Raw genomic sequence first — 25,431 nt, forward strand, 5'->3', positions numbered from 1 at the left:
ATTTTATTATTATTAACGGTATTAAACATTTTCGCTTTGGAACAATGCAGGAATGGTTCGCAATAAAATTTTTATATCAAACCATATACTGAAATTTTTAACATAATCATTGTCAAGGCTTAATCGCTCTTCTTCAGACATAGCGCCCCTACCTCTTTTTTCAACCTGCCAAAGGCCGGTGATACCTGCAGGACCAAGAAATCTCAATGCATACTTGTCAGTGGTAATTTTTTCTGCTTCATATAAAGGCAATGGTCTATTTCCTACAAGGGACATATCACCTCTCAAGACATTCCACAATTGGGGTAGTTCATCAATACTAGTATTTCTAATAAATTTACCAATTTTTGTTACGCGAGGATCATCTTTAATTTTGATAAATGCTGCATCCTTATTACTGTCCTTTTTAGCCATGAGAATTTTTTCACAGACCATTTTATTGTCATCGTACATAGGTTGAAGACATCCACCACCAGCTTGCTCACAAAATTCGCAAAGCTCTTTTACCTCATTCACTAATTCTTTAGGTTTTACCTCCTCTTCTTCAATGGTCTCTTCTTCATTGTTGTACTGATTCAGGTGCTTTAATTGCTGTAATTTTGCATCAGCATCAGGATCCATGGATCTAAATTTATAAAACTTAAAGATATTATACCCTGTCCCTACTCTATAAGAATAATAGAACACCGGCCGGTCCTCTAGACTCCAACTTAATTAAAATGGCTACAACTAAGAATAATGGCAACAAAACCAAAATAATAACTCCGGAAACTACAATATCAAAAACTCTTTTAATAAATGGTGTCTTTGACTCTTTGAGGGTAGTATATTCCTGAGCTTTCTTATTCGTTGTAGGATGTTTCAACTGAAACTCCAGCCGGGATCTCAATTGTTTGGCTCTGATAGGTTTTAAGATAAAATCCGTAACCCCTGAAGAGATGGCATTAACAATATCTTCAGGAGTAGCTTTATCAACGATCATAAAAAAGGGCAAATTTCCGAAGCCCAATTTTTCTATGGTATTTTTCAAGGTTATTCCATGAACATCCATTAAAGAGGAATCACTAAGGATCATGCAGTACCCTTCCGGTGAACTAGAAAGTTGATTGTAAAAGATTATTCCATTAGAAAAAACATTGATGTCAAAAATTTCTCCTACAGCTTTATTTATCGCATCAATTACTTCTTGATCCTCAGAAATCAAAGCAATTTTTTTATTTTCTTTATTCATTTATTGAATCGATTGCAAATTTCCCTGTCCTCCTTAATATTGAATTTATTCGGGCTTCAAGCTCTTTAGGGTTAAAAGGTTTAACCATAAAATCATCAGCGCCCATGTTCAATATATCAATTTTCTTTTCAGAGGAGTCTGTAGCAGAAAGAACGATTAGAGGAATGGAAGAGAAAAATCCACTTGAACGAACCATTTCAACAAATTCCGCTCCACTAATTGCCGGCATGTTTAAATCACAAATAATTATATCAGGTAAATCACCCTCTTGCATACTTGCTATGGCATCTGCAGGTTTATTGAATACCTTAACATCAAATTTACTTTTAAAATAATGCTGTATGATTAGAAGAACAGAGGGTTCGTCATCTATACCAAAAATCTTATACTTATTTTTCATAGTTGCAAAAATTCATAATACCTATTTAAATACTAATAAAGGTAAAAACGAACCTGCAAATAAAAAAAGGATTTAATATTTAATTTCCTTATTTAATAAAATGATATGTGAAAAATATAACTTATAATTTTACAATATTTACAAATTACAAAATATAGTATTCAAATAGCTAATTTTTGTATTTTAAACAAAAATTAAAATAAAAAAAAAGCATTGCTCTTTTTACAAGAACAATGCCGTATTCAATCGCTTAGGGATGACTCAATCCTTAAACATTATCTTCTTTTAAAATAAGGTCAAAATATTTAATGGTCTCAACCAAGCCCTCCTTTAACTGGACCTTTGGTTCCCAGCCCAATTCTTTCCTGGCTAAATCAATAATAGGTTTTCTTTGCATGGGATCATCCTGTGGAAGCGGTAGAAATTTAAGCTTGCTTTTTGAACCGGTTAGTTCCAAGACATTTTCAGCCAATTCGAGCATGGTAAATTCTACTGGGTTACCAATATTAATTGGCCCAATTACATCATCAGAGCTGTTCATCAATTTATACATTCCAGAGATCAAATCGCTCACATATCCAAAACTCCTGGTTTGCATTCCATCTCCAAAGATGGTTATATCCTCCCCTTTCAATGCTTGGACGATAAAATTACTCACCACTCGACCATCAGATGGGTGCATTCTAGGTCCATAGGTATTGAATATTCGCATAACCTTAATGCTTAAATCATGCTGCCTATGGTAATCAAAAAATAACGTTTCCGCACATCTTTTTCCTTCATCATAACAGGCTCTAGGTCCGGTTACACTGACACTACCCTTATATGTTTCAGGTTGCGGATGTATCTCTGGGTCCCCGTAAACCTCACTGGTACTGGCCTGTAAAATTTTTATTTTAAGCCTTTTTGCAAGGCCTAACATATTGATGGCACCAATCACACTAGTTTTGGTGGTTTGAACAGGGTCGAATTGATAATGAACAGGACTAGCAGGACAGGCAAGATTATAAATCTCATCTACCTCAACATACAATGGAAGCGTTACATCGTGTCTTAAAAATTCAAAATTCTTATTCTCCAATAAATGGTGAATATTTCTTCTTCTACCTGTAAAAAGATTATCGGCACAAATTACTTCATTGCCCTCCTCTAAAAGTTTGTCACAAAGATGGCTACCCAAAAACCCGGCTCCACCTGTTACTAAAATCCTTTTCATTTTATCAAAATAATTAGTTAAAAACTTGAAGTCTAAAATTGCTGTTGTCTAAAATCCAAAAATAATAATATATTTCCCATTCAAATAACTTTTTCTAAATGATCCCAATAATATACTTAAATTTATCTATCAATTACTTAATTTAACCAATAAATCCATCAAAAACCTAAAACAAGATGAAACACAATCCATGTACATTTAAGTTTTTTGCTTTATTTTTTCTTCTCATTATAAGTTCCTTCTCTCTTAAAGCCCAAGATGGGAAAAAAGACTTGTATGAGTTAAGGGTTTACCACATAGCGAATCTTAAACAAGGGGAAGTAACTGAAAATTATTTAGAAAAGGCTTTTATACCGGCTGCCCATCGAGCAGGAGTTAAGAACGTTGGTGTTTTTAAACCATTGCCCTCCGAGCCTGATGCAGGAAAAAAATCTACGTTTTTCTACCCTTTTCAGATTCAAAAGATTATTTCAGATTTCAAAGAAAAATAAAATCTGACCCCAAACATCAAGAAGAAGGTAAAACATTCATTCATGCAGCATTTGATAATCCTAGCTTTAGTAGGATTGAGACCTCTTTAATGCAAGCCTTTGAAACAAGACCTAGAATGGCTCTTCCGAAACTAAGTTCTCCTAAAAGTGAAAGGGTTTATGAATTAAGAAGTTATGAGTCTGCTACAGAAAGGCTTTACCACCAAAAAGTAAAAATGTTTAACGAAGGTGAAATTGATATTTTTGATGAATTAAATTTCAACGGCATTTTTTATGGAGAGCCTTTGGCAGGTGCAAATATGCCTAACCTTGTATATTTGACAGCCTTTGAGAACATGGAAGATAGGGATGCACACTGGGCCACCTTTAGTGATTATCCAGCTTGGTTGGCATTAAAGGCCAATAGTGAGTATGACAATACTGTTTCTAAAAATGATAAAAGACTATTGCGACCAACTTCCTACTCAGATTTTTAAAATTACCAAAAGACAAAAGACCGAACATTTATTAAATGTTCGGTCTTTTGTCTAATTGTTAAATACTCCTCTGCTATTCATTTATAAAAGGCATCACATAAGCAATTAAGGATTTAAATTTTGAATAAATTCAGCAATGTCCATTTTTTCATCGATGAGCCCTAAACCCATTAAAGTTTCCAAAGTAATGCCAATTTCTTGACTTGGGACTTCAGCATCTTCTGCCCAAGTTGTCTGCCGGATCCAATCCCTAACATCTTCATCCTCAAGCGAATAAGCTTTACTTATAGGCAGAACAAAACTTTCTTTGTCTTCCAAAATTTTCCTATTGATACTGTAAATTTCATTTAGAATTTTTTGAAGCAATTCTGGCTTATGCTCTAAAATTTTATCTGAAGCGACAATAACAAAACAAGGCCAAGGCGTGGGGATTTCCCCAACTCTTTTGAAAAGCCCTTGATCTACCAAAGGTTTGGTTGTAAATTTTTCCCAAAGAAAAGCTTTAACTTTATTATCCTTAAATGATGAAATGGCACCATCTAGATTATTAATAATTTCAAAATTGAGATCTTGAGGGTTCCAGCCTTCTCTTTTGGCAAGTAAAAAAGACATTAAATGAGAGCCTGATCCCTTTCTACTTACCAGAAATGGGGAAGATTTAAGATCATTAAGATTATTCACACCGGCCTCTGCAGGAACATGAATCCCCCATACCAAAGGAGACTTGACATGGTACCCGATAATTTTTCCAGGGTTTCCGTCAATTTTGTCTTTCAAAAAACTTTCGGTAAGTATGATGGCCAAATCAGTTGAATCGTTTCTAATGGCAGAATTCATTGCTCCAGATCCTCTGGACTCATCTTCCCAGACCAAATTCACCCCATCTTTTAAAAAAGGTTGTTCTTTAACCAATAGTTGCCAAGGGAAATTAAAATGCTCTGGTACCCCTGTAATCCTTATTTGTTCCATAAAACAAATATATAAAGGAAATTTTATAGTTTCCAACCCTAAATATTGCTTAGAAAAATAATGAAAAATTCGGTGAAAAAGTTTTTTTCAATCAAATAATAAGGTAATTGTTCCACACTATTTATATCTTTGAATTCCTAATCAATTACTTTGGTGGATTGATGCGGATCAAATTTAATACAACCATAAATTATTTAATATGAAATTCAAACCTGGAGTAAAGTACGGCGAAGAGCTTAAAGACCTATTGGCCTATGCCAAAGAAAGTGAATTTGCAATGCCAGCAGTTAACTGTATCAACAGTAATACTGTGAACGCTGTTTTAGAAACCGCAAAAAGGGTCAACTCCCCGGTAATGATTCAGTTTTCAAATGGCGGTGCTCAGTTTTATGCTGGCAAAGGCCTTCCTAATGACAAGCAACAAGCATCTGTGGCAGGTGGTGTTTCCGGTGCCCTGCATGTACATAAAATGGCTCAAGTATATGGTGTCCCTGTGGTTTTACACACAGATCACGCAGCAAAAAAATTACTACCTTGGATCGATGGTTTACTTGCTGAAGGTAAAGCTTATTATGAAGCCTACAAAAGACCTCTTTTCAGCTCACATATGTTGGATTTATCTGAAGAGTTCATAGAGGAGAATATCGAAACCTCTGTTAAATATTTCAAGGAGTTTGCCAAAATAAAAATGGCTATTGAAATCGAACTTGGTGTAACTGGTGGAGAAGAAGATGGCGTGGACAATACAGAGGTTGACAGCTCAAAACTTTATACACAACCTGAAGAAGTAGCTTATGCTTATGAAGAGTTGAAAAAAGTAGACGATTTGTTTACTGTTGCTGCTGCCTTTGGTAATGTCCATGGTGTATACAAACCGGGTAATGTTTCATTGAAACCTATAATTTTGAAAAATTCTCAAGATTATATCAATGAGAAATTCGGAACTACTGGCAAACCTGTGAACTTCGTATTCCATGGTGGATCAGGGTCTACTGTAGAAGAAATTAGAGAAGCCAATGGCTACGGGTCTGTAAAAATGAATATTGATACCGATCTTCAGTGGGCATTCTGGGAAGGTGTATTGAAATACTACCATAGCAAAGAAGGTTACCTTCAAACCCAATTAGGAAATCCTGAAGGAGCAGACAATCCTAACAAAAAGTCTTATGACCCTAGGGTATGGCTTAGAAAAGGTGAAGAGAACTTCAGCAAAAGATTAGAACTTGCCTTCGATATGCTTAATGCATTGGATAGAAATTAAATTTAGAAATTAATAATTGATTGTTAAAGCTGCCCTTTTTGGGTAGCTTTTTTTGTTTTAGATTTTTTGAAATCCCCTCTAAAGCTGTCACCTAATAATTTATTACTTGGCAATTGACTCTATTTAAAATGGGGTCTCAACTTACAAATCTTCTTAATTCACCATCTTATAATTTTGGGACCATGCTTTTTGATCCCGATTATAAAACTAAACTTGCCTGCTGTTCCAGTTACTGCATGCCTTTGCGAGCCGATTTCATATTTTTTTTAACTTTATCGCTTTTCAACTATCTGCCAGAATAGTTAACTTTGATCTACAGGCCTTAAGTAATTCAACTTTTTTAGTGCGCAATTTAATTGACTTAATTTGCGTTTTATAATCTATTAACAAACCTTAAAACAAAAATACTATAAAGGAAGTAACTCTTAAAATACCAGATAAAAAGCTTGCCTTCTTTATGGAACTTATCAACCAACTGGGCTTTGAAGTGTCTGAAGAAACAAAGGCCCCCAGGAACATAAATCAATAGTGCGAGAGCGAATCAAAACAGCCAAAGCGGAAGACATGGTTGAATGGAAGGAAGTTCGCAAGCAATTTACTTTTATAGGAAAGTCCTAAAAATGGCTTATAGCTTAGTCATTGACCCCAGGGCTATCAAGGATATTCAGGAAGCTATTGACTATTACGAAGAACAACAAGCTGGAATTGGGATATATGCGCCAATTAAAAAATCAATAAAACTATTAAATCATTATCATGTTTTACAGTGGAAGTGGACACTAAAAAAAGCACCGAGTAGAAACCCGATGCTTTTTAACTTTTACCATTTTTTCAAGTCAAATATGTTCTTGAAATTGAAACAATACCCTTGCTTAAGGATTTAGCCATTTTGTCAAATAAGCTTTTTTATCATTTGAATTTTTCACAGAAAGGGCTTTAATTTTTTCCTTACCTCCACGTTCCGGCAAAAGGGAAAGTTCTTTTTTCAACTCAGTATTTTCATGAAGTACCAAGGGATTGGTAATACTTAAATTTTCCAATAAGTCCGGCAGATCATAATGCTTCAATGCTCCGGCTACAGTATAATTAATTTCACTAGTATTGTACTTAAAGGACTCCACAATTCCTCTGTAAGAACTCATCGGATCTAGCAGCGCTATTGAAGATATAGCAGGATTGAAATTGGCCGCATGAAGCAATACCGAAGACATTTCTCCTTTAGCAAGGCCTTTGATTTCTCTGGCCCCTTCTTTCTCCTGTAATACGGCTACCAGCCGATTGGCATCACCTGCATTAATCCCCACAATGCTTCTTCCAATAAGAATACTTTCAAACCAAAGGTTGTAGGAATTTCCGTCGAAATTGGCATCACCTTTAAATCCTCCATTGCCCATCTCTCCAGTATTCAAAAGATCCGGAGCAAGCACCATTGCCCCTGCTTTGACCAAAGCCTCCATGTCTCCTCCTACACTAGCATCAACCGCTTTACCTGATGGATCTAAATATAGTACCGCTTTGTCAGTCTCATGTTCAGGTTTCATTAAAAGATAAGGCAACCAGTAATCTCCTTCCCCTTTCATCAGATGTTGTTCCACTGTATACCCATCACGTTGATACCTGCCCACCATCATGGTTTCCGAAAATTTACCGGGCGCTTGATACCCCGAAAGTTTCTTTGCCCAAGCTACTTTCTCTTTCAAAGTACCATTCAACGCTATTAGTTCGGCCTTGTTAAGATCATAGGTTGTTTTACCATTGTAACTGGTAACAAGCTGTCCTGTTGGTGACACCTGCAGAATTTCCATAGAAAGTGTATCTATGTCTTGATCTACCACAGGTCCGGGTAAGTTAAGGTGTTTTCTAAAAAGCATACATGCGCTCCCTATTCTTCTTTGTAGAAGCATGGCCATCATCATCTTCAATCTTTTGGAAATTATCAGGTACCCCATAAGCATCATAAATTTTTTGTACTTGCTGACTTGTTTCTCTAACCCCTCTATATTGAACATGTCACGGGTAGTAGAGATAAGCAGATTTGGTTTAGGAGCTCTAACGATCATTAGATCGGGATGATCCAATCCTTCGGCAATGGCATGGTAGAAATTTTGTTCGGCATCCTGAGGGCCATGGGTAAGCATCAGTCGCTTGAAATTTGTAATGTAATTTTCAGGTGCAGATGCATTAATCCTTTCATCAAAGGCTGCGATATAGGAAGATTGCGTACCTCCTCCTGATCTACCCGTGATTCCGATTCTTTTTGGATCTACTTCTTTTCTGGTCATCAGGTAATCTACAGCCCTGATGCCATCCCAAATCATGTGTCTGGCTTGAGAAGAACCTACGATAAATGCTTGAGCTCCAGGATAAGAATGCTGTTTTGTGGGACCTCCAACTTGATCTTCGTTGGTTTCGTGATTAAAATACTCTAACCTTTCACCTTGTCCAAGGGGGTCAAAACCGAAAACAATAAATCCTTTTTTTACTAGGTTTAAAATTACATGTTGATAGGTCGGAGCCCTATAAGCCAAAGGCGTATGGCCCGAGCAATAGATAATAGCGGGCGTATTACTTTTCGCTCCATCCGGAATAAATAAAGTGCCACTCACATACAGACCTGGTTGAGATTCAAAAACTATGTTCTCAAATTTAAATCCATTGCCTTTGTGTTTAGCGGTTATCTTAGCATTTAATGGTGTTTTTTCCGGAAAGGGACCTACCACCTTCATTAACTTCTCTTTGGCTTTGGCTTGCCAATTTTTCCACTCATTTAAAGAAGAAATAGAAGCAATCGCCTCATCCCTATCTTTTAGCATTTCCAGTGCTTGTTGGCTTTGGTGCTTGTAGAGGGCATTGGGTCCATCTGTGAAATTAACCCAGTGAGATTTGATCACATTTAGATTCTCTTGACCAAAACCATTTAAGGAGATGCCAATACAAAGTAATAAGATTAGTGGTATGTTTTTCATTAATAATTTGATTGTAATGAAATAGCAACAGCATTTTGAATAAACTGTTGCTATATTATTTTTTTTTGAATTGATCCTTAAACCCTCCCAATTGCGAATGGTTATCCATTGAAAAATAATCTTTTTCTCAGCATGTTTTCTTTAAATTAATCTTCAACACTTTGAAATGCTTTACTATTTCTAATTTATAGATTTTTCAAGTACTTGTCAAAAGTCTCTTTTTGGGCAACCATGGCCGCCAATTTATCTTCAGGATCACTATGAGATTCAATCAAAATCCATCCATTATACTCTGCTTGATGTAATAATTGAAGTAATGCCTGAAAAGGGTAATCATTTTCATCAAATGCCCTTATATGGGTTGTATCCCCTAACCATTTTTTTACCATATTAAAGTTACCCACAAGTCCCGGCTCCATAAGGTCAGTATTGTTGCTATTCCAGCATATTTTTACATTGGATGAGCTTACTTGATCGAATATTGCTTTCATAACAGGTAGTTGCTGGGTAACTTTTCCATGTACCTCCACCCGCACCAATTGACCATAATCTTTTGCATATTCTCCAACTTCACTAAAAGATTTAGCTATCTGTGCTATGGTTTTTCCCTAGAGACTTCTTCCGGAAGTCGGTTGGGCTTTACTTTAATTCCGGAGGCGCCAATATCATGGCACAGTCTAATGTATTCTTTCGTACCTTTTATATTGGCCTCAAGTTCATTTGGATTGGGGCTATGGTATTCGTAGTTGCTACCATAGCCTACACATGTTACTGAGCTATTTTCAAACCTTTTTTTAACCTCTCTACGCTCCTTTTCATTAAGGTTTGTTTCAACTCCATGGGCATGTTGGGTACGAAGTTCTAAACCTTCATAGCCTGCTTTTTCACAATTGCTAATAAGCTCCGGCAAGGACCAATCTTTACCCCACAAATAAGTAACCAGACCTAATTTCATAGATGCTGACTTTGCCAGAGTAGGATTTATCAAGGAGGTTCCTATACTGCTTAATGCTATTCCGGAAATAAGACTTTTCTTAAGAAAGTTTCTTCGTTTATTTTGGTCGTTGTTCATCGTTTTGGGTTTACCATTTAATTTTTTCTATGGAAGTCAATCCATGGTTTGGAAAAGGATTCTTTTCAGTAAATGGATAGAGTGCCTTCTGGTCTTCGACCACCACTGCTTCTTCCTTTAATCGACCATCCTCATACATGGCTTTAGATAAATCTAAATTTAAATATTTGGCTAAAAATGGATATACTGCTTGCCTTTTCTTTTCATCATATCCATGGTTATCTTCAGGTATATGTTTATTTTCCACCTTTTCAGGATGACCTTTTAACCCATATACATATTGCAGATGGGGAAATTCCACTTTAGGGGTGTTTTTGGTCCAATCACCGCCAACTGAGGTCAACAATAGTGGCTTTGGAGCAAATACTGCAGCGATTTCAACATTATTTGTTTGGTAATCTTTTGCTTTATGAATGGGCATCCCGCTTTCACAGGTACACCCTCCAAAAAATGTGCCGAAACCATTACTACCGGAGCGGCTACATCAATTCTGTCATCTACTGCAGCCAACAAAAAGGATTGGGTTCCACCACCGGAAGCACCTGTCACAGCTAACTTATCAGGATCAGCTCCAAGAGAAAGCATAAAATCAACACTCCTAATACTATTCCATAATTGTAATTTCAGAACATCTCCGTCTCTATGTCCCCATCCAATTTCTTCCATCTGACCATAGCCTACTGCATCATAAGCCCAAACTATTGCACCCATTCTGGCCATAGAAGCAAATCTTTTTGCGCGTCAGGCCTATACCTTCCTACTTCTCCAGGCTTGGTCCAATGTCCATGAGGACTTAAAACACCCGGAATTTTGCCCGGATTTTCAGTGGGCATGTATAAACTTCCGGTAACGAATACTCCCGGTAAGCTTTCAAAAGCCACATTTTGAACAACATAACCCTCATATTCCCTAATCTCTCCCATTACAGGGTTCAAAGGAGTCTTTTTAGGCATTTTATTTAAACCTGTTCCTTTTAGGATTTGCTTCCTAATAGCATTGGCCCTCTTGTCCCAATCTTTTTCGGTCTTGTATTTTCCCTTTTCCATCTGTAGAAAAGAAGCTCCTTCCTCTTCTGTCCAATGATCACCGACACATAGCATGTCTGAATCCACACTTTGTGCAAATACTGCCATCGAGCTTGTTAAAAACAAAACAATAAAAGCCAATAAATACCTATTTGATTTCATAAGGAAAGTTTTAAATAAGAAATGAAATAATTAACTTTTTAACCACTTGTCCCACCAATCAAAAGCCTCTGCTTGCATGGCTTTGTCAAATTTATGAAGACCAGGGTAATAGGAGGCTCTGTATTTATCTGAGGCTCCGGCTTTATCAAAAACAGATGCTAAAATTTTATCTGCTTTTTGCATTTCAGATAAAGTATACAATTGATCTTCTCGATCATTGAGTACTAATGTGGGCAATGGTACACGAAGCCCTAAAATTTCGGGAAAATCCAATTCATTCGGAAGCCTAGGAACATAGGCCATCCAAGTATGGGTATAGGCTCGGTTCAAAAGAAAATCTGTCCATGTGCTCATAAAGCCTACACAGACGGCACATTTAATCCTATGGTCTAAACCTCCCATCATCACAGTACGCAATCCCCCTCCAGATAATCCTCCGCAGCCTACATTGTTAGAATCCACATCTTTTCTGGCCAAAAGAATGTTTAAGGCCATCTGATCTTCAGCAAAAAATACTGCAGGCCAGCTGGTACCACCACAGAATAAAGACTTGGCCATGACATGTTCATGATCAGCAGCCCATTTATTATAGGCTGCAATGTTTTCTTCATTTTCTGGATTTTCATCAGTCAAACCGGCTCTCCGGTTCTCCGGAACTTCTTCCAATAACACCCTACGGCTGGCAAAAGTAAAGGAGTCGGGAACCATAACAACATATCCTCTTTTTGCCATTTCATTGGCCCAAGCTTTTCCCTCATAATAATGCTCCTGGTGTACTTTCATCAGCGGATGTTGCGCTTTTCCTGTTCGGGTAATTTTTCGTAATCCGAAATATTTATTTCCTCCATGATCATGAAAAGCAAGGATTGCAGGCAGTTCCCCTACCACACCGGCAGGTTTGATCACCAAAGCCTTTGTTCGGTTTCCATAGGGCAATTGCCAACTAATTTCCTCAAATGCTAGACCGTCGTTTTCATATGTATCATGCACGGTCACCTTAGGAATAGCTCCCAAATCAGGTATACCCATCCTTTCTTTGACAGTTGCCATGGCTTCCTTTCTCCAAGATTCAAGAGAAGTGTAACGCTCATTTCTGTAAGAAAGTGATGGCAATTGATCACTGATCAATCCATTGGCCCATGGGCCGTAAGGACCAATAATACTTAGATCAGCCTTGGTCATACCGGTTTTTTTAGAAACAGATGAAAAAGCAAGATTTTGAGGATTCAATATTCCTCCCACCATACCAAAACCTGTCAATCCTGCAGTTTTGATAAAGTCTCTTCTTGGCTTTTTCATCTGAATTAATTTTTATTGAATAGAAATTTTATTTGGCTAATTCTAAGGCCTGAGTAGTAACGTAATATTTTGCCAACATATTTGGAACTTCCCAATCAGGTAATTTACCTTGTTCCAAATAATCGATATAAGTTTCAGTTACCTCTCTGAAGTGATCTTCATGTCCATGACGGAAAGCTTCCGGAATCTCAACCCTCCAAGAGTCTTGTCCCTCAACCTTTACAACATCCAAACCTTCAAAGGTGCTTGCAAGTTCTTTTACATGTTTGGTTACACTGGCTTCAAAAGCAGCAATATCTTGTCCTTCAACCGGCTCTATATACAATTCAGGTTTATAATTTTCTTCAGCATCTTGTCTGATCACCAAATTCGCTTTGGATCCTCTCATGATAGAATAATGAGTATCAGCAGACCCCTCCGGAGCCTTATAATTCCATATTACAGATACCTTGGCATGAATTCCGTTAATTTTATAGTTGATTTCTCCATTACCATACACCTTCAGTAATCCATCAGAAACAACAGATTGCAGGTAATCAGGGAACTCTTCAAGACCGGTGGACAAGGTAAACTCTTCAAGTGTAAGGTCGGTGGTCCATCTTTTGGCATTGATCATTTCAATGTCTGTCTTATAATCTATGATTTTGTCTGGAAAACTCTCCCATTGTACCAAGTCTACTAAGTGTGTGGTAACATCCACGATACCATTACCTTGTTGGTTAACGTCATAGAACCATCCTGGTCTGATCAAGGTTTTTCCGGATACTTGCTTGTAAAAATGGTGAATACTTTCTTTGGTTATGGCCGGGTTTTCAAGCGTACCTTTTTCCATTTCTCCAAAAACTTCAGGAATTAATGAAAACTCGCGCTGAAGAATAGTAGTAATTTCAAACCTTTCGGTCATGATATCAAACAACAATACATCGTTTTTCTCTGCAAGTTCAAAGGCCTCTTTTAAGGTTTCAAAGCCTTGCGCGTCTATGGCCATAGGTTTGTCGGCCAAAACATTAATGCCTGCCTCTATGGTAGCCTTAATGTTAGCAGTTTTTTCTTATTGTTTCCTGCGGTTAGCATTACATTACCCTTCTTCTCACTTAGCATTTTCTGAAGGTAATCATCTCCTTTGTATACTTCTAATTCCCAACTAGTAGGATCCTCCTCACGGGTATTATAACTTTCAATTGATTTTAAATAAGAGGTCAATTCCGGTCCATCGGGTGCATACACATAAACTTTTGGATCCACTTCTTCGTACATGGATTTTTTCACAAGGTGGGCATGAAAGTGGCCGGGATCAAGAGTAAGTAGTTTTATTTCGTTTTTTTCTCCGGTAAAGGTAGTCTTCACTTCTTCTTCCACATTTTTTTCGTTGGAACATGATAAAAGCAAAATTGAGGCAGCAATAGGTGACCAAAATTTACTATTAAATTTCATAAGATTTGATTTTGGTAATTGGTTTAAATTAAGTAATAATTACTTTGGGATAACCCTTTGGCTTTTTGCATAAATATTCGATCATTGCTTTAACCTAAGAAAAAGCATTGTCGTGCATCAAGGGAATAAATATAAACAATAATAAAGGAGAATAAAACATATATTAACGTTACCGATTACAATTGATGCATATTTTCAAGATTTATTGTCACAAAAGGCAAGAGACCTACCGCTTTATAGGCTCGGCATAAGCCAATACTTAAATTTAAATAAAACTCAGTTTATTATTAACCGTAAAATTAAGTCCCTCCCTATTTTGGTTGGTATGAATTTTGACCTTTGCTTGATGAATACACATATCCATTAAAAGTAAATTTTGCCATTAATGTAAATTAATCAAGGGTATTAGACCTATTACGATGAATCCATATAGGCCGGTTAATATGCCTAAAGCTCATTGAATTTCTTTCATGTATGATCAAATCCGCTAGAATATTAAATTGATGAATCACTTTAGTGGGAACAAAAAACGAAGGGCAAGAATAGCATTCATTAACCACAATTTTAAAAAAAATAAATACTTTAATTCAATATTTAAGTAGTAATTAAGACATTGTAGCATCTTAATAAATAATAAGCTCAAAGCGAAAAAAATTCTTTCGATTAGGAAAAAGAATAAAACCTAAAATCATAATTTTATAAACATGAAACTATTAAGTAGACAAAATATTCCTTCATCTCCAACTCGCCCAATTAGTGTACTTCAATTTGGGACAGGTAATTTTTGAGAGGATTTGCAGATTGGATGATAGATATTCTAAATGAGAAAACATCATTTAATGGAGACATCCAAATGGTGCAGGTGCATAGTAAAAAACCCGCCCAAGGAATTAACTCTCAGGAAGGTTTATATCATGTCCTTACCAAAGGGGTTAGTAAAGGCCAAACCATAGAAGATAGTCGGTTAATTCAATCAGTAAGAGGGGCCATCAACCCATTTCTAGATTATAAGGCTTACTTAGATTTGGCCAAAATACCGGAATTAAGATTTGTTATTTCAAACACAACAGAGGCAGGCATATATTTTGATGAAGACGATAAGGATTGGGCGACTACTCCTGAGTCTTTTCCAGGAAAATTAACTGCTTTGCTTTATCATCGTTTTCAACATTTTGATGGAGCTTCTGAAAAAGGGTTGGTAATCATCCCTTGTGAATTGGTTGAAGACAATGGAAAAAAGCTTAAAGAAAACATCAAAAGATACATTGATTTATGGGACCTCTCAGGAGATTTTGAGGATTGGGTGGTGAAGCACAACTTTTTTGCAACACATTAGTAGACCGGATTGTGCCGGGATATCCATTGGGTAGTGGTAATGAAATTCAAGCTCAATTAGGTTTTAAAGATGAGCAAATGGTGATGACAGAACCCTTTTATTTTTGGGCCATTGATGGACCGGAATGGCTTAAAAAAGAATTACCATTAGATAAAGCCGGTTTTGATGTACTTTTTGTAAAGGACATCAGCCCTTACAGAACAAGAAAGGTGCGAATCCTTAATGGGGCCCACACTTGTTTGGTACCTGTTGCCTACCTTAAAGGTATCAGGTTAGTCAAAGATGCCATGGAAAATGAATCCACGAGTAATTATCTCCAAAAAGTCATCTTTGAAGAAATAATTCCTGCAATGGATCAACCCGAAGAAAATTTAATTCCATTTGCAGAAGATGTCCTAGATCGGTTCAGAAATCCTTTTATTAAACACAAGCTAAGTGATATTGCATTGAATTCTATCGCAAAATGGAAAGTTAGAGTTTTGCCCACCTTGCTGGATTATATCAATAAAAAAGATCAAATCCCTACAGGTATGGTACAAGCATTTGCTGCAATGATTGTGTTTTACAGAGGTCATTATAATGGTGAGCCTACTCCCATTAAAGACAAACCTGAAGTAATTAAGTATTTTGATCAGATATGGAAAATAAAAAGACCTGAGGCAGTAGTGGAAAGCGTGTTGTCAAAAGTGGACTATTGGGATCAAGACCTTAACTTAATTTATGGGCTTAGTGAAGCCTTAATTAAAGAAGTTAAAGTCCTATTGGCTCAAGAGGAAGGATAATTATTCCCAAACGCCATCAATTCAAGCGTACAAAGCCTATTACATAATCCGAGATGAATGAAGTGGCATAAAAAAAGCGGTTTAAAAATTAAGCCGCTTTTTTTATGCCTTTCTTCGAACAATTTAACTCGCAATAGAAAATCTCCTACGAAGTGAAATCAATTCAAAGTCACCCAAGTCTTTACTTTTTAAATTTCACCAAGGTAATGCTAACCAAGACTTCAATCAGCCTGATTTTCTAAAGATTACATTATTCTGGTTTAAATAAATTGATTCAGGATATTTTCATACATTTCTTGCTTACCACTTGTCATTTTCGGCTCACCAATTTCCATTGCATGGCTTCTTAATGCTTCCAAATCTAGTTTTCCACTTTCAAAGTCTTTTCCTTTTCCTCCATCAAAGGAAGCATAACGGTTCTTTCTTAAGGTTTGGTAATCTGAATGCACCATGATATCATTGGCAATAACCAAACTCCTTGCAAAGGCATCCATACTTCCTACATGAGCATGAAATAGATCGTCCAAATCTGTGGAGTTTCTTCTAATTTTCGCATCAAAATTCACTCCACCTGTGGTAAATCCGGGGCCTTGCAAAAGTACCAGCATGGCTTCTGTCAATTCTTGTAGATTGATGGCAAATTGGTCAGTATCCCAACCATTTTGGTAGTCTCCTCTATTGGCATCAATACTTCCCAAAAGACCTGCATCCGTGGCAACTTGCAATTCATGTTGGAAGGTATGTCCTGCAAGGGTGGCATGGTTCACTTCCAAATTTAGCTTAAAGTCTTTGTCTAACCCAAAATGTCTAAGAAATCCAATAACAGTAGCTGCATCATAATCGTACTGATGTTTGGTTGGCTCCATCGGCTTTGGTTCAATAAGAAAGGTACCTTCAAAACCCTGCTTTCTTCCATAATCTCTGGCCATCGTTAAAAACTGGGCCAAGTGCTCAGTTTCACGTTTCATATCAGTATTCAACAATGACATATAACCTTCTCTACCGCCCCAAAAAACATAATTTTCACCTCCAAGTTCAATCGTTGCATCAATGGCATTTTTCACCTGGGTTGCAGCTCTACTTACCACATCAAAGTCAGGGTTGGTAGCTGCTCCGTTCATATACCGTGGATGACTAAATACGTTAGCCGTTCCCCAAAGTAGTTTTATTCCGGTCTCTTTTTGCTTTTGCTTGGCATAATCTACTATTGCCCCCATATGTTTTTCATAGGTTGCAATGCTGTCTCCTTCATCGATCAGGTCAATGTCATGAAAGCAATAAAAAGGAGCTCCAATTTTACCGATAAATTCAAAGGCTGCATCCATTTTGTCTTTAGCTCTTTGAATTGGATCATTGGATTGGTCCCATTTATGAACCATTGTACCCGGGCCAAAAGGATCATTTCCGGTGGCACAAAATGAATGCCAATAGGCTATTGCAAAACGAAAATGCTCTTTCATTGTCTTCCCGGCAATTACCCGGCTCTCATCGTAATATTTGAAAGCCAAGGGATTTTTTGAATCCTTTCCTTCAAACTTAATCTTATCAATCTCAGGAAAAAACATATCTGACATAATTCAATTTTTGTTAGGTATTAGATAAGTATATTAATTTTATTTTACTTGGTTCAAGCAATTCTCCCACTGCTGGTAAACCTCTCCGTAGGCTTCTATCTTTTGGGTATCAGGTTCAAAATCCTGGATTTTCACCAAACCTTGAAAAGCTTCCTCAGGCCCTGCATATATCCCTGCGCCAATTCCGGCTCCCCTAGCAGCCCCCTGAGCACCGTCTGTATCGTACAATTCTAGAGATACATTGTTCATGTTAACAAATGCTTCCCTAAAAATAGGACTTAAAAACATGTTTGCTTTTCCGGCCTTTACAGTTTTTAGATTTAGCCCCATATTTTTCATGATGTTGAAGCCATAAGTTAATGCAGAAACAATACCTTCTTGCCCTGCACGGAACACATGCCTTTTATCATGTTTCAAAAGATTCAATTGGGACAAATGTGCTCCAACATGCTTATTTTCCATAATTCGTTCAACTCCATTACCAAAAGGTAAAAAACTCAAACCTTCAGCGCCTATAGGTACTTCAGCAGCCATGGTATTCATTGCCTCATAATCCAAGGATTGATCTCCAAAAGAACGTTTCAACCAACTGTTTAATATCCCCGTTCCATTGATGCAAAGCAACACGCCGTATCTTGGATTGTCTTTCCGGTGATTGACATGAACAAAGGTGTTTACCCTAGACAGTGGATCATAAACAGGCTTGGTGCTTACACCAAATACAGTCCCTGAAGTTCCAGCTGTAGTGGCCAATTCCCCTTCTTCAAGCACATTCAATGAAAAAGCATTATTAGGTTGATCTCCTGCTCTATAAGTTACCGGAATACCGGCATCTAAGCCCAGATCTTGTGCTGCCTGAGGCAGAACTCTTCCTTGCTCACCAAATGAAGAAACAGCTTTTGGAAGTAAATTAGCATCAATTCCATAGTGGTCCAGTAATTTGTCAGCAATATTATTTTCAAGGAAATCCCAGAACACACCTTCAGACAGCCCTGACTCTGAAGTAAGAATTTCACCTGTGAGTTTCATCGCTATATAATCACCCGGAAGCATAATTTTATGGGCTTTCTCAAAATTTTCAGGCTCATTTTCTTTTACCCATTTAAGTTTCGAAGCTGTAAAGTTGCCCGGAGAATTTAGAAGGTGGCTCAGGCAATACTCACTCCCTAAACCGGCAAAAGCCTGGTTACCAATAGCAACAGCCCTACTATCGCACCATATAATGGCAGGCCTTATCACAGACAAGTCCTTGTCTACCATCACCAAGCCGTGCATTTGGTAAGAAATACCTATTCCTTTAATCTCACCCGATTTGACTTGTCCTTTAGCTATTATCTCTTTTGATGTTTCTTTGATGTAATTCCACCACAATTCAGGGTCTTGTTCTGCCCAATCTTTTTGTGGAGAATCAATACTCATTTCTACTTCCGGAAGTCCCTTTGCTGCTACTACTTTACCTGAATCTGCATCCAGAAGGGTAGCTTTCACCGAAGAACTACCTATATCATATCCAATAAGGAGTTGTCTCATTTAAAATCAAAAATTTTATTTTACCAAAACACAATGTATAAAGCTGCGATTATACCAGAAATCAAAATTGCTCCAATCTTAAACTGAGTACTTGTTTTGAAAAGATCTTTGCTGATTTCTATTCCTTTAGGATGATCCTTGCCCTTGCCTTCAACCAAACTTATGGCAATAATTAATCCTGAAATTATCAAAAAGACCAGTCCCATTCTATCAATAAAAGGTAAGTTGGGTGTCAAAAATTTAAATGCAGCGGACAATGGTATGGTCAAGGCCGCTGCGGTTAATGCAGCATTCGATGTTGTTTTTTTCCAAAAGAACCCAAAAACAAAAATGGCAAAAACCCCGGGAGAGACAAACCCAGTGTACTCCTGAATGTATTGAAATGCCTGATCCAATTCACGAAGAGCCGGTGCTACTATAGCAGCCACTATAAAGGCAACAATTGCCGTAATTCTACCTACCCTTACTTGCTTTTTTTCAGAGGCATTTTCATCAAAGAAATTTTTGTAAACATCCAATGTAAATATAGTAGAAGTACTATTGGCCATAGAAGCCAAAGAAGATACAATAGCGGCAGTCAATGCAGCAAAGGCTAATCCCTTCAGCCCTGAGGGTAGCAATTGTAAAAGCGTGGGATAAGCCCTGTCTGATTTAATAATACCAGTCATTGGGTCAGTCATAGAATCAGCAAAAGAAGGATCTATCTCCTGATTTACAATTACATAAGCAGCAATACCCGGAATAACCACAATCAACGGCATAAGCAGTTTAAGAAATCCTGCGAAAACCATACCTTTCTGGGCTTCATTCAATGATTTAGCAGCAAGGGCTCTTTGTGTTATGTACTGATTAAATCCCCAATAACTTAAGTTAACTACCCACATACCACCTATTAATACAGAAAGTCCCGGTAAATCCATGTAAGCATCTCTTTCTCCTCCAGCCCCATCAGGTATCATCATTTCTCCTTTTTCAATAATCATATTAAAATGACTTGATGCCTCCGTTAAGAGGGTGGAGAAACCTTGGAAAACATTTCCCGACCCAACGATGGACAAGGCAAGATAAGTAGTGGCAAGGCCACCTAAAACTAAAAAGAACACTTGGACTACATCTGTCCATGCGACGGCTTTTAACCCACCATAAATGGAATACAACATAGCAAATACGGCTAGTCCGGCAATCCCATACACCATAGGTACTCCTAGTATCGTTTCAAGGCTTAATGCTCCTAAATAAAGTACAGAGGTTAGGTTGACAAATACATATACCAGTAGCCAGAATACAGCCATCACAGTTCTAACACGACTATCATATCGTTTCAGTAAAAATTGAGGCATGGTACTTATGCCTTCTTTTAAGTAAACCGGTAAAAAGAAGATGGCCACTATTAACAGCGTAGCAGCTGCCATCCACTCGTAAGTAGAAATTGCCAGCCCAAGGGCAAATCCCGAACCTGACATACCAATAAACTGTTCGGCAGAAATATTGGATGCAATCAACGAAGCTCCAACTGCCCACCAAGGTAAAGCTTTGCTTGCCAAGAAGTAATCATTGGAATCTTTAACGTGTCCCTCTTTCTCTCTTGATACAAAGTATCCCATTAAAATGATAAGGATACAATAACCAATAAAAATGGCGAGGTCTAAAGTGGTGAAATTCATGAAATTTGGATTAATGGGTTTGAGGTTTTGTCAATTCGATTGAGTATTAGGTGTCAAAAATTAATGTGCAATATAATCAATTAAGGTTTTGATAAAATAAAATACCTTAGAAAGTCCTTCACTCTTTTCAAATGGCATCAATGAAAGTCGAATGGTTCCCCAAGATTAAAACCCGCAATTCTTGGCCGTCATAATTTCATTATACAAACCTATTTTAGCTGTGTCAACTGCTACAAGTCAGAGAAAGTCAGCAAAAAATAGGCTAAATGATTATTAATTTTTGACGCCTTGGTTGTTCAGTAAAATCAAATACCAACCTATCGTAGCTTCCTTTGTACCCCTTTCGGCTTCCCGGTGAACATTATTGTATCTGGATCATTACATTAAAAGATCTTCAAGACCTATTTTTTCTCTCCTTTAGCGGAAAACTAATTTTTAATTTTCAGATTAACCGAAATATTATAATTATAGTAAAGAATTAAATACATTAATTTTTCTTTGGCAGGTAATTAAATCTTGAAATGAGAACTCTGGCAGTCTTTTTGCCTCTGTACAGATAAACATTTTTATAACATTATGGAAAAATTAAACTTCAAAAAAGAGTAATGGAAGAAGCCGTCAGGCGCCAAGAAAGCATAGTGTCGGACTTTAGGCAAAGAATAAAGGAAATTAGAGAAGGGGAACAACAGCCACAAGATGAGCCAGTTGAATATGATCAACAAGGACAAGAAGATGAGAGTGCACTTGTGATCAACAGAATTGGACGGGAATTGGATTTTGTCATCGATGAATTAGATTTCTTAAAACAAATGAGAACAGCTGATAATATATTGGATGAAGTCACCCTCGGGGCTATTGTTATAACCGACAGCATGACCTTCTTTCCAAGCGTAAGTTTAGAGCAATTTGAGGTTGATGGTCAGAATTTGTTTGGGATTTCTAAAAATGCTCCGCTTTACAAGGAAATGAAAGGCAAGAAAAAAGGAGATACTTTTGGGTTAAACGGTAAATCTTATAAGATACTAGACTTGTATTAAAACCTATTTTGATGAAACATTAATATCAATTAATATTTTAGCTTTTTATATTTGAGATTCTTATAAAACCCAAAAAAAAGAATCAGGAGTTGGGTTCTCCCATATCGTAAAGCCATAAAAAATTCAAAACATCCTTCAAATGTAAAGGGATTACGAATTCACTCCGTGGTCCCTTTACATCAAGAAAGTTTTTAAGTTTTATTTTAAGGCAATGGCTAATTATAGTTAAAAATTTAAATACCATCCAAACTTAAACCATATCCTATGCCTCAAGTCAGGATCAAAAAATCGATCTGTTCTATAGTCAATCCCTGCTTGAAATTTCTGGCTTCCTTTAGAAAGATGTCCCAATGATGCAACTGCTCGATTTTCGAGCCCACTCACTCTAGCCTGATAGCTATAAAGGACCTCATCACTAAAGACCAAATAAAATTCTCCCGGATCTAAACTTTTTCCTTCTATTGGGATTTCGAAAGAAATTCTATACCTCACCCGGTAGTCATTTTTTTCAAAAGGAGAATAGGTCTGGTCAAAACGTACTCTATGCCCAATTTTATAATTTCTAGGCAATTGAAGTATGGATATTTGCTGGATTGTCCTATGGCTATTGTCTCCTCTGCTATCTACACGGTACTGATAGCCGGCAGCAATATCAATAAACGGATTAACCTTTGTGCCCAAGAACCCTTGAAAATCAGTCAAGTTATGAAAATACCCAACATCAAGATCCTTTCCTTCAAACTTTTCGGCCATACCATGTTGGCTCTCTATTTTACCAATAATTTTTAATTTTTCTGTCGCTTTAAAACCCACCTGAAATTCAGGGAAAAATCCAAATAAACGGACGGTTCCTTGGGCCATTATTTGTACCGGAAGTAATAGAAATAAAATAAGTAATAGTTTTTGCATTAAAAGAATAGATTATTAGAAGGTGCCAGAACGATTTCTCTTTTCATTAAAAGTTCACCCTCCTTATCAAACAATCCTTCCCATAATTTTTTTTCACTAGATGTTTTACCATAAAATTCCACTTCATATTTAATTTCAACTGCATCGGATTTTTTAGAAACTATCCAATTTTTAAGATTTTCGTCACTTCCGGTATATTGAATTTGAATCTTTCGTATTTTAGTTTTCAAAAATTGTTCCGAAAAATATTTTGAAATATTCTGTTTTACCTCTACTGGAAGTTTCCTCCAATGTACTATTACTTCAATATCCTCTAAGGTACCATCTTTACTAAACTCTACACTGTACTTTTTTTCTTTTGGTGAAATTTAGCTTCATAACTATGGCTTTCTGCTGAAGTTTCAAAGTACCATTTCAACTTTTTTTCTGATCAAACACTTCTTCCACCCAAGAAACCGATTTAAAGGGAACTTCGCTACTCAAGACCTTGCTTTCCTTTTCAATCTTCACCTGAGCATTGGAAATTAACGGAAACATGCACATGAACCAAACAACACAATTTAATTTTACCATTTTTACCGGATTTACTGACTATCAGATTTTTAAAGTTTTTACTCAAAGTAAAAACCTTAAATCACCAATAGAGGCCAGTCATTTAAATGATGAAATTGTTAAATAATTATTAAGTCCAGCCTATAATATTTAAATCCTGAATGGAATTATTGATGGGATTTAAAAATTTCACCCTAACAATAAATGCTGAAATAGGCCAAACCTAGTCCTTAATAAATTCAAATGGCCTGATTCTAAGTAAACACATTAGAATCAGGCCATTTACTCAATTACCTAACTAATCTAGAATAAATTTAGTTAGCCGGTTCTACAAATAATTACAACAAAAACCATGCAGGTTAATTAAAACTCATGAGACAAAGGCACTAATCTTGCACTTAAATCCGGAGTTTCCATATTTTTATCAAACGGAAACATCGGTCGGTTAATGCGTTTAAATTCCAAACGCTCTAGATCCTGATCGACACCTCCCGGAGTGAGGGCCATGATCCAATCTGCCCTCATGTCGTATAATTCCGGTACAAGGTAACCAATTTTGACAACTACAATATCTGTTTCTTTTGGATTGAGACCAAGGTCTGTAAAATCCTTCTCCTTGTGATAGGGCTTTCTTTTTTTAGTTACAATTACATGAACACTGCCCACTTTTACAACCACTTCAATTTCCGCATTCTTATCACCCTCTTCTATTGCTGTCACCGTACCTGAAAGTAATAATGGCGGCGCAAAACGGTCATCTACCGCAGCTCCCACCTTAGCAGATACTTTCCCCCAACTCCAACCTCCAAAGCAGCTTCTACCAAATCAGGGCCGGGAATTGATGCATATATAAGCGAAGGCCCTGACGTTGATTTAAATTCCGGTCTATCAAGTATTTCCCTTAATGTCCAAGTTACATCCCCTGCCCCTCCGGCTGTTGGATTGTCCCCCATGTCACTGATCATAAAAGGTGATTTATCACTAGCAATTGCCATATCCAAACTTTCCTTTAGGCTGGCAGTAGGTGCAATAAATTCAAATTTGTTCCGTCTCTCCCAAAAACTTGTGGCAAGTTCCTCTGCGGTTTGTGTAACCTTTTCTTTTTCATCTCCTGTAACCATAACCACAGCATGGTTTCGAGGCTCATCTGCCCAAGCATAACCTACCCAAATTGCCGCATCAACTATCCCTTCCTGTTGAGTAGCTGGATTTACCGCCGCATATAAACTTTTTCCAGGTTCAACACGGGTACTGGTTTTTTCCCCAGGCAGTAAAATAGGTATGGGCACCCAAGCTTTAAATGCAGGCTTTCCTTTTCCCGATTCTAATCGATCTAACAAATTATTGACAGCACGTTTTTTCGATTCCAATGCGTCTTCATGAGGCGCCATTCGGTAGCAAGTAATTAAGTCAGAATTACCGGCAAGTCGCCAAGAAACATTTCCATGTAAATCCATAGAGGTAGAAATGATGGTCTCTTTTCCTATTACTTCTCTAATTCTTTCAATAAAGTCACCTTCAGGATCATCAAGGCCTACCACACTCATGGCCCCATGAATATCAAAAAACAATCCATCATAAGGTAGGTTTTCCTTTAATCTTTCCAACGTCTCACCCACCAATGATTCGTAAGCTTCCTGGAAACTATCCCTCCCGGAATAGCATGTCCTCTTAAAGTAGGAAACCAATTAGCCCTGGATCTATTAATTGAATCAGGTTTCATAAAGGGATAATAATCAAACACTTCCTCACCCCGGCGAGCAAGGAAGGCATCTTCTTCTGATACTGCCGGTGAAAAAGTACTTGACTCTATGGCCAACCCTGCAATAGCCACCCTAGGGAGGTCAGCTTTTTCTTTTGTGCTTTCCGGTGATTTGCCTCCACAATCACTAAACAGCAGCAAAATACTGAATAAGCACAAAAAGGAATAGGTAGATTTTTCTCTTAACATAGTAGCAATATTAAATGATAATAATGACTTGCATTCGACAAAAAATCATCGAATAATCTAAAATAAGTTAATTTTTAACACATATTCTACTAAC

Annotated in this window: 22 protein-coding genes and 4 pseudogenes; 6 read left to right on the forward strand and 20 right to left on the reverse strand. The window is 37.1% G+C overall.

Going from position 1 to position 25,431, the window contains the following annotated elements:
* Positions 1-21: 21 nt before the first annotated feature.
* The 5 genes and pseudogenes from WG932_RS10015 to WG932_RS10035 form a co-directional block, all read right to left on the reverse strand.
* The gene (locus WG932_RS10015; protein ID WP_483088615.1) at positions 22-621 is read right to left on the reverse strand and encodes a sugar transferase; all 600 of its coding nucleotides are present in this window, start codon (positions 619-621) and stop codon (positions 22-24) included.
* A gap of 12 nt (positions 622-633) precedes the next feature.
* Positions 634-687 (reverse strand): annotated as a pseudogene (locus tag WG932_RS10020) (hypothetical protein); the annotation flags it as partial.
* Positions 668-1,231, reverse strand: a complete 564-nt coding sequence (locus WG932_RS10025; protein WP_483087826.1) for a response regulator — start codon at positions 1,229-1,231, stop codon at positions 668-670. The pseudogene WG932_RS10020 and the gene WG932_RS10025, both read right to left, overlap by 20 nt.
* Positions 1,224-1,631 (reverse strand): response regulator transcription factor, encoded by a 408-nt coding sequence (locus WG932_RS10030; RefSeq protein ID WP_483087827.1) that lies wholly within the window; start codon positions 1,629-1,631, stop codon positions 1,224-1,226. The genes WG932_RS10025 and WG932_RS10030 overlap by 8 nt, the downstream gene beginning before the upstream one ends.
* Before the next feature lie 268 nt (positions 1,632-1,899).
* Positions 1,900-2,847, reverse strand: a complete 948-nt coding sequence (locus WG932_RS10035; RefSeq protein ID WP_014023024.1) for a UDP-glucuronic acid decarboxylase family protein — start codon at positions 2,845-2,847, stop codon at positions 1,900-1,902.
* A gap of 176 nt (positions 2,848-3,023) precedes the next feature.
* Between WG932_RS10035 and WG932_RS10040 the strand changes: the two genes are divergently transcribed.
* Together WG932_RS10040 and WG932_RS10045 are read left to right on the forward strand one after the other, a co-directional pair.
* Positions 3,024-3,338 (forward strand): hypothetical protein, encoded by a 315-nt coding sequence (locus tag WG932_RS10040; protein ID WP_483087828.1) that lies wholly within the window; start codon positions 3,024-3,026, stop codon positions 3,336-3,338.
* A 116-nt stretch (positions 3,339-3,454) separates the two neighbouring features.
* Positions 3,455-3,814, forward strand: coding sequence for an NIPSNAP family protein (locus WG932_RS10045; protein WP_483087829.1), 360 nt, complete (start codon positions 3,455-3,457; stop codon positions 3,812-3,814).
* A 105-nt stretch (positions 3,815-3,919) separates the two neighbouring features.
* Here WG932_RS10045 and WG932_RS10050 read toward each other — a convergent pair whose 3' ends face one another.
* Entirely contained in the window at positions 3,920-4,783 is an 864-nt protein-coding gene (locus tag WG932_RS10050) for a substrate-binding domain-containing protein (RefSeq protein WP_483087830.1), read from the reverse strand.
* A gap of 199 nt (positions 4,784-4,982) precedes the next feature.
* On the opposite strand from WG932_RS10050, the gene fbaA reads away from it, so the two are divergent.
* On the forward strand, positions 4,983-6,044 hold the full coding sequence (gene fbaA, locus WG932_RS10055) for a class II fructose-bisphosphate aldolase (protein ID WP_483087831.1): 1,062 nt from the start codon (positions 4,983-4,985) through the stop codon (positions 6,042-6,044).
* An 872-nt stretch (positions 6,045-6,916) separates the two neighbouring features.
* On the opposite strand, the gene WG932_RS10060 is transcribed toward fbaA, so the two are convergent.
* The 8 genes and pseudogenes from WG932_RS10060 to WG932_RS10095 all read right to left on the reverse strand — a co-directional run bounded on the left by WG932_RS10060 (position 6,917) and on the right by WG932_RS10095 (position 14,002).
* A complete protein-coding gene (locus WG932_RS10060; RefSeq protein ID WP_483087832.1) occupies positions 6,917-9,010 on the reverse strand; it encodes an alpha/beta hydrolase family protein in 2,094 nt (697 codons plus the stop codon).
* 185 nt (positions 9,011-9,195) lie between these two features.
* Positions 9,196-9,609: a sugar phosphate isomerase/epimerase family protein gene (locus WG932_RS10065; RefSeq protein ID WP_483088616.1), complete on the reverse strand. Its 414-nt coding sequence runs from the start codon at positions 9,607-9,609 to the stop codon at positions 9,196-9,198.
* The gene (locus tag WG932_RS10070; protein WP_483087833.1) at positions 9,606-10,082 is read right to left on the reverse strand and encodes a sugar phosphate isomerase/epimerase family protein; all 477 of its coding nucleotides are present in this window, start codon (positions 10,080-10,082) and stop codon (positions 9,606-9,608) included. The genes WG932_RS10065 and WG932_RS10070 overlap by 4 nt, the downstream gene beginning before the upstream one ends.
* Positions 10,083-10,092: 10 nt before the next feature.
* On the reverse strand, positions 10,093-10,425 hold the full coding sequence (locus tag WG932_RS10075; protein ID WP_483087834.1) for a hypothetical protein: 333 nt from the start codon (positions 10,423-10,425) through the stop codon (positions 10,093-10,095).
* Complete coding sequence (locus WG932_RS10080; protein ID WP_483087835.1) at positions 10,422-10,802, reverse strand: hypothetical protein; 381 nt, start codon at positions 10,800-10,802, stop codon at positions 10,422-10,424. Before WG932_RS10080 ends, WG932_RS10075 begins: the two co-directional genes overlap by 4 nt.
* Positions 10,781-11,269, reverse strand: coding sequence for a hypothetical protein (locus WG932_RS10085; RefSeq protein ID WP_483087836.1), 489 nt, complete (start codon positions 11,267-11,269; stop codon positions 10,781-10,783). The genes WG932_RS10080 and WG932_RS10085 overlap by 22 nt, the downstream gene beginning before the upstream one ends.
* A gap of 30 nt (positions 11,270-11,299) precedes the next feature.
* On the reverse strand, positions 11,300-12,568 hold the full coding sequence (locus WG932_RS10090) for a dienelactone hydrolase family protein (protein WP_339677134.1): 1,269 nt from the start codon (positions 12,566-12,568) through the stop codon (positions 11,300-11,302).
* A 28-nt stretch (positions 12,569-12,596) separates the two neighbouring features.
* A pseudogene (locus tag WG932_RS10095) lies at positions 12,597-14,002 on the reverse strand (putative oxidoreductase C-terminal domain-containing protein).
* A gap of 805 nt (positions 14,003-14,807) precedes the next feature.
* Between WG932_RS10095 and WG932_RS10100 the strand changes: the two are divergent.
* Positions 14,808-15,430, forward strand: a pseudogene (locus tag WG932_RS10100) (mannitol dehydrogenase family protein); the annotation flags it as partial.
* On the forward strand, positions 15,422-16,120 hold the full coding sequence (locus WG932_RS10105; RefSeq protein WP_483088617.1) for a mannitol dehydrogenase family protein: 699 nt from the start codon (positions 15,422-15,424) through the stop codon (positions 16,118-16,120). The pseudogene WG932_RS10100 and the gene WG932_RS10105, both read left to right, overlap by 9 nt.
* Before the next feature lie 260 nt (positions 16,121-16,380).
* On the opposite strand, the gene xylA is transcribed toward WG932_RS10105, so the two are convergent.
* The 3 genes from xylA to WG932_RS10120 are packed head-to-tail and all read right to left on the reverse strand — an operon-like array spanning position 16,381 to position 20,888.
* Positions 16,381-17,694 carry a xylose isomerase gene (gene xylA, locus WG932_RS10110; protein WP_014023036.1) on the reverse strand — a complete coding sequence of 438 codons (1,314 nt, stop codon included), beginning with the start codon at positions 17,692-17,694 and terminating at the stop codon, positions 16,381-16,383.
* A gap of 39 nt (positions 17,695-17,733) precedes the next feature.
* Positions 17,734-19,224 carry a xylulokinase gene (locus WG932_RS10115; RefSeq protein WP_483087837.1) on the reverse strand — a complete coding sequence of 497 codons (1,491 nt, stop codon included), beginning with the start codon at positions 19,222-19,224 and terminating at the stop codon, positions 17,734-17,736.
* Between the two features lie 20 nt (positions 19,225-19,244).
* A complete protein-coding gene (locus tag WG932_RS10120) occupies positions 19,245-20,888 on the reverse strand; it encodes a sodium/sugar symporter (RefSeq protein WP_149393619.1) in 1,644 nt (547 codons plus the stop codon).
* A gap of 605 nt (positions 20,889-21,493) precedes the next feature.
* Between WG932_RS10120 and WG932_RS10125 the strand changes: the two genes are divergently transcribed.
* On the forward strand, positions 21,494-21,925 hold the full coding sequence (locus tag WG932_RS10125; protein WP_483087838.1) for a hypothetical protein: 432 nt from the start codon (positions 21,494-21,496) through the stop codon (positions 21,923-21,925).
* Between the two features lie 225 nt (positions 21,926-22,150).
* Here WG932_RS10125 and WG932_RS10130 read toward each other — a convergent pair whose 3' ends face one another.
* From WG932_RS10130 to WG932_RS10140, 3 genes and pseudogenes are all read right to left on the reverse strand, one after another.
* Positions 22,151-22,834, reverse strand: a complete 684-nt coding sequence (locus WG932_RS10130; protein WP_483087839.1) for a DUF2490 domain-containing protein — start codon at positions 22,832-22,834, stop codon at positions 22,151-22,153.
* Positions 22,834-23,064 carry a hypothetical protein gene (locus WG932_RS10135; RefSeq protein ID WP_483087840.1) on the reverse strand — a complete coding sequence of 77 codons (231 nt, stop codon included), beginning with the start codon at positions 23,062-23,064 and terminating at the stop codon, positions 22,834-22,836. The genes WG932_RS10130 and WG932_RS10135 overlap by 1 nt, the downstream gene beginning before the upstream one ends.
* Before the next feature lie 685 nt (positions 23,065-23,749).
* Positions 23,750-25,337, reverse strand: a pseudogene (locus tag WG932_RS10140) (M81 family metallopeptidase).
* Between the last annotated feature and the right edge of the window lie 94 nt (positions 25,338-25,431).

This window comes from Cyclobacterium sp. SOCE241 (genome assembly GCF_056867545.1).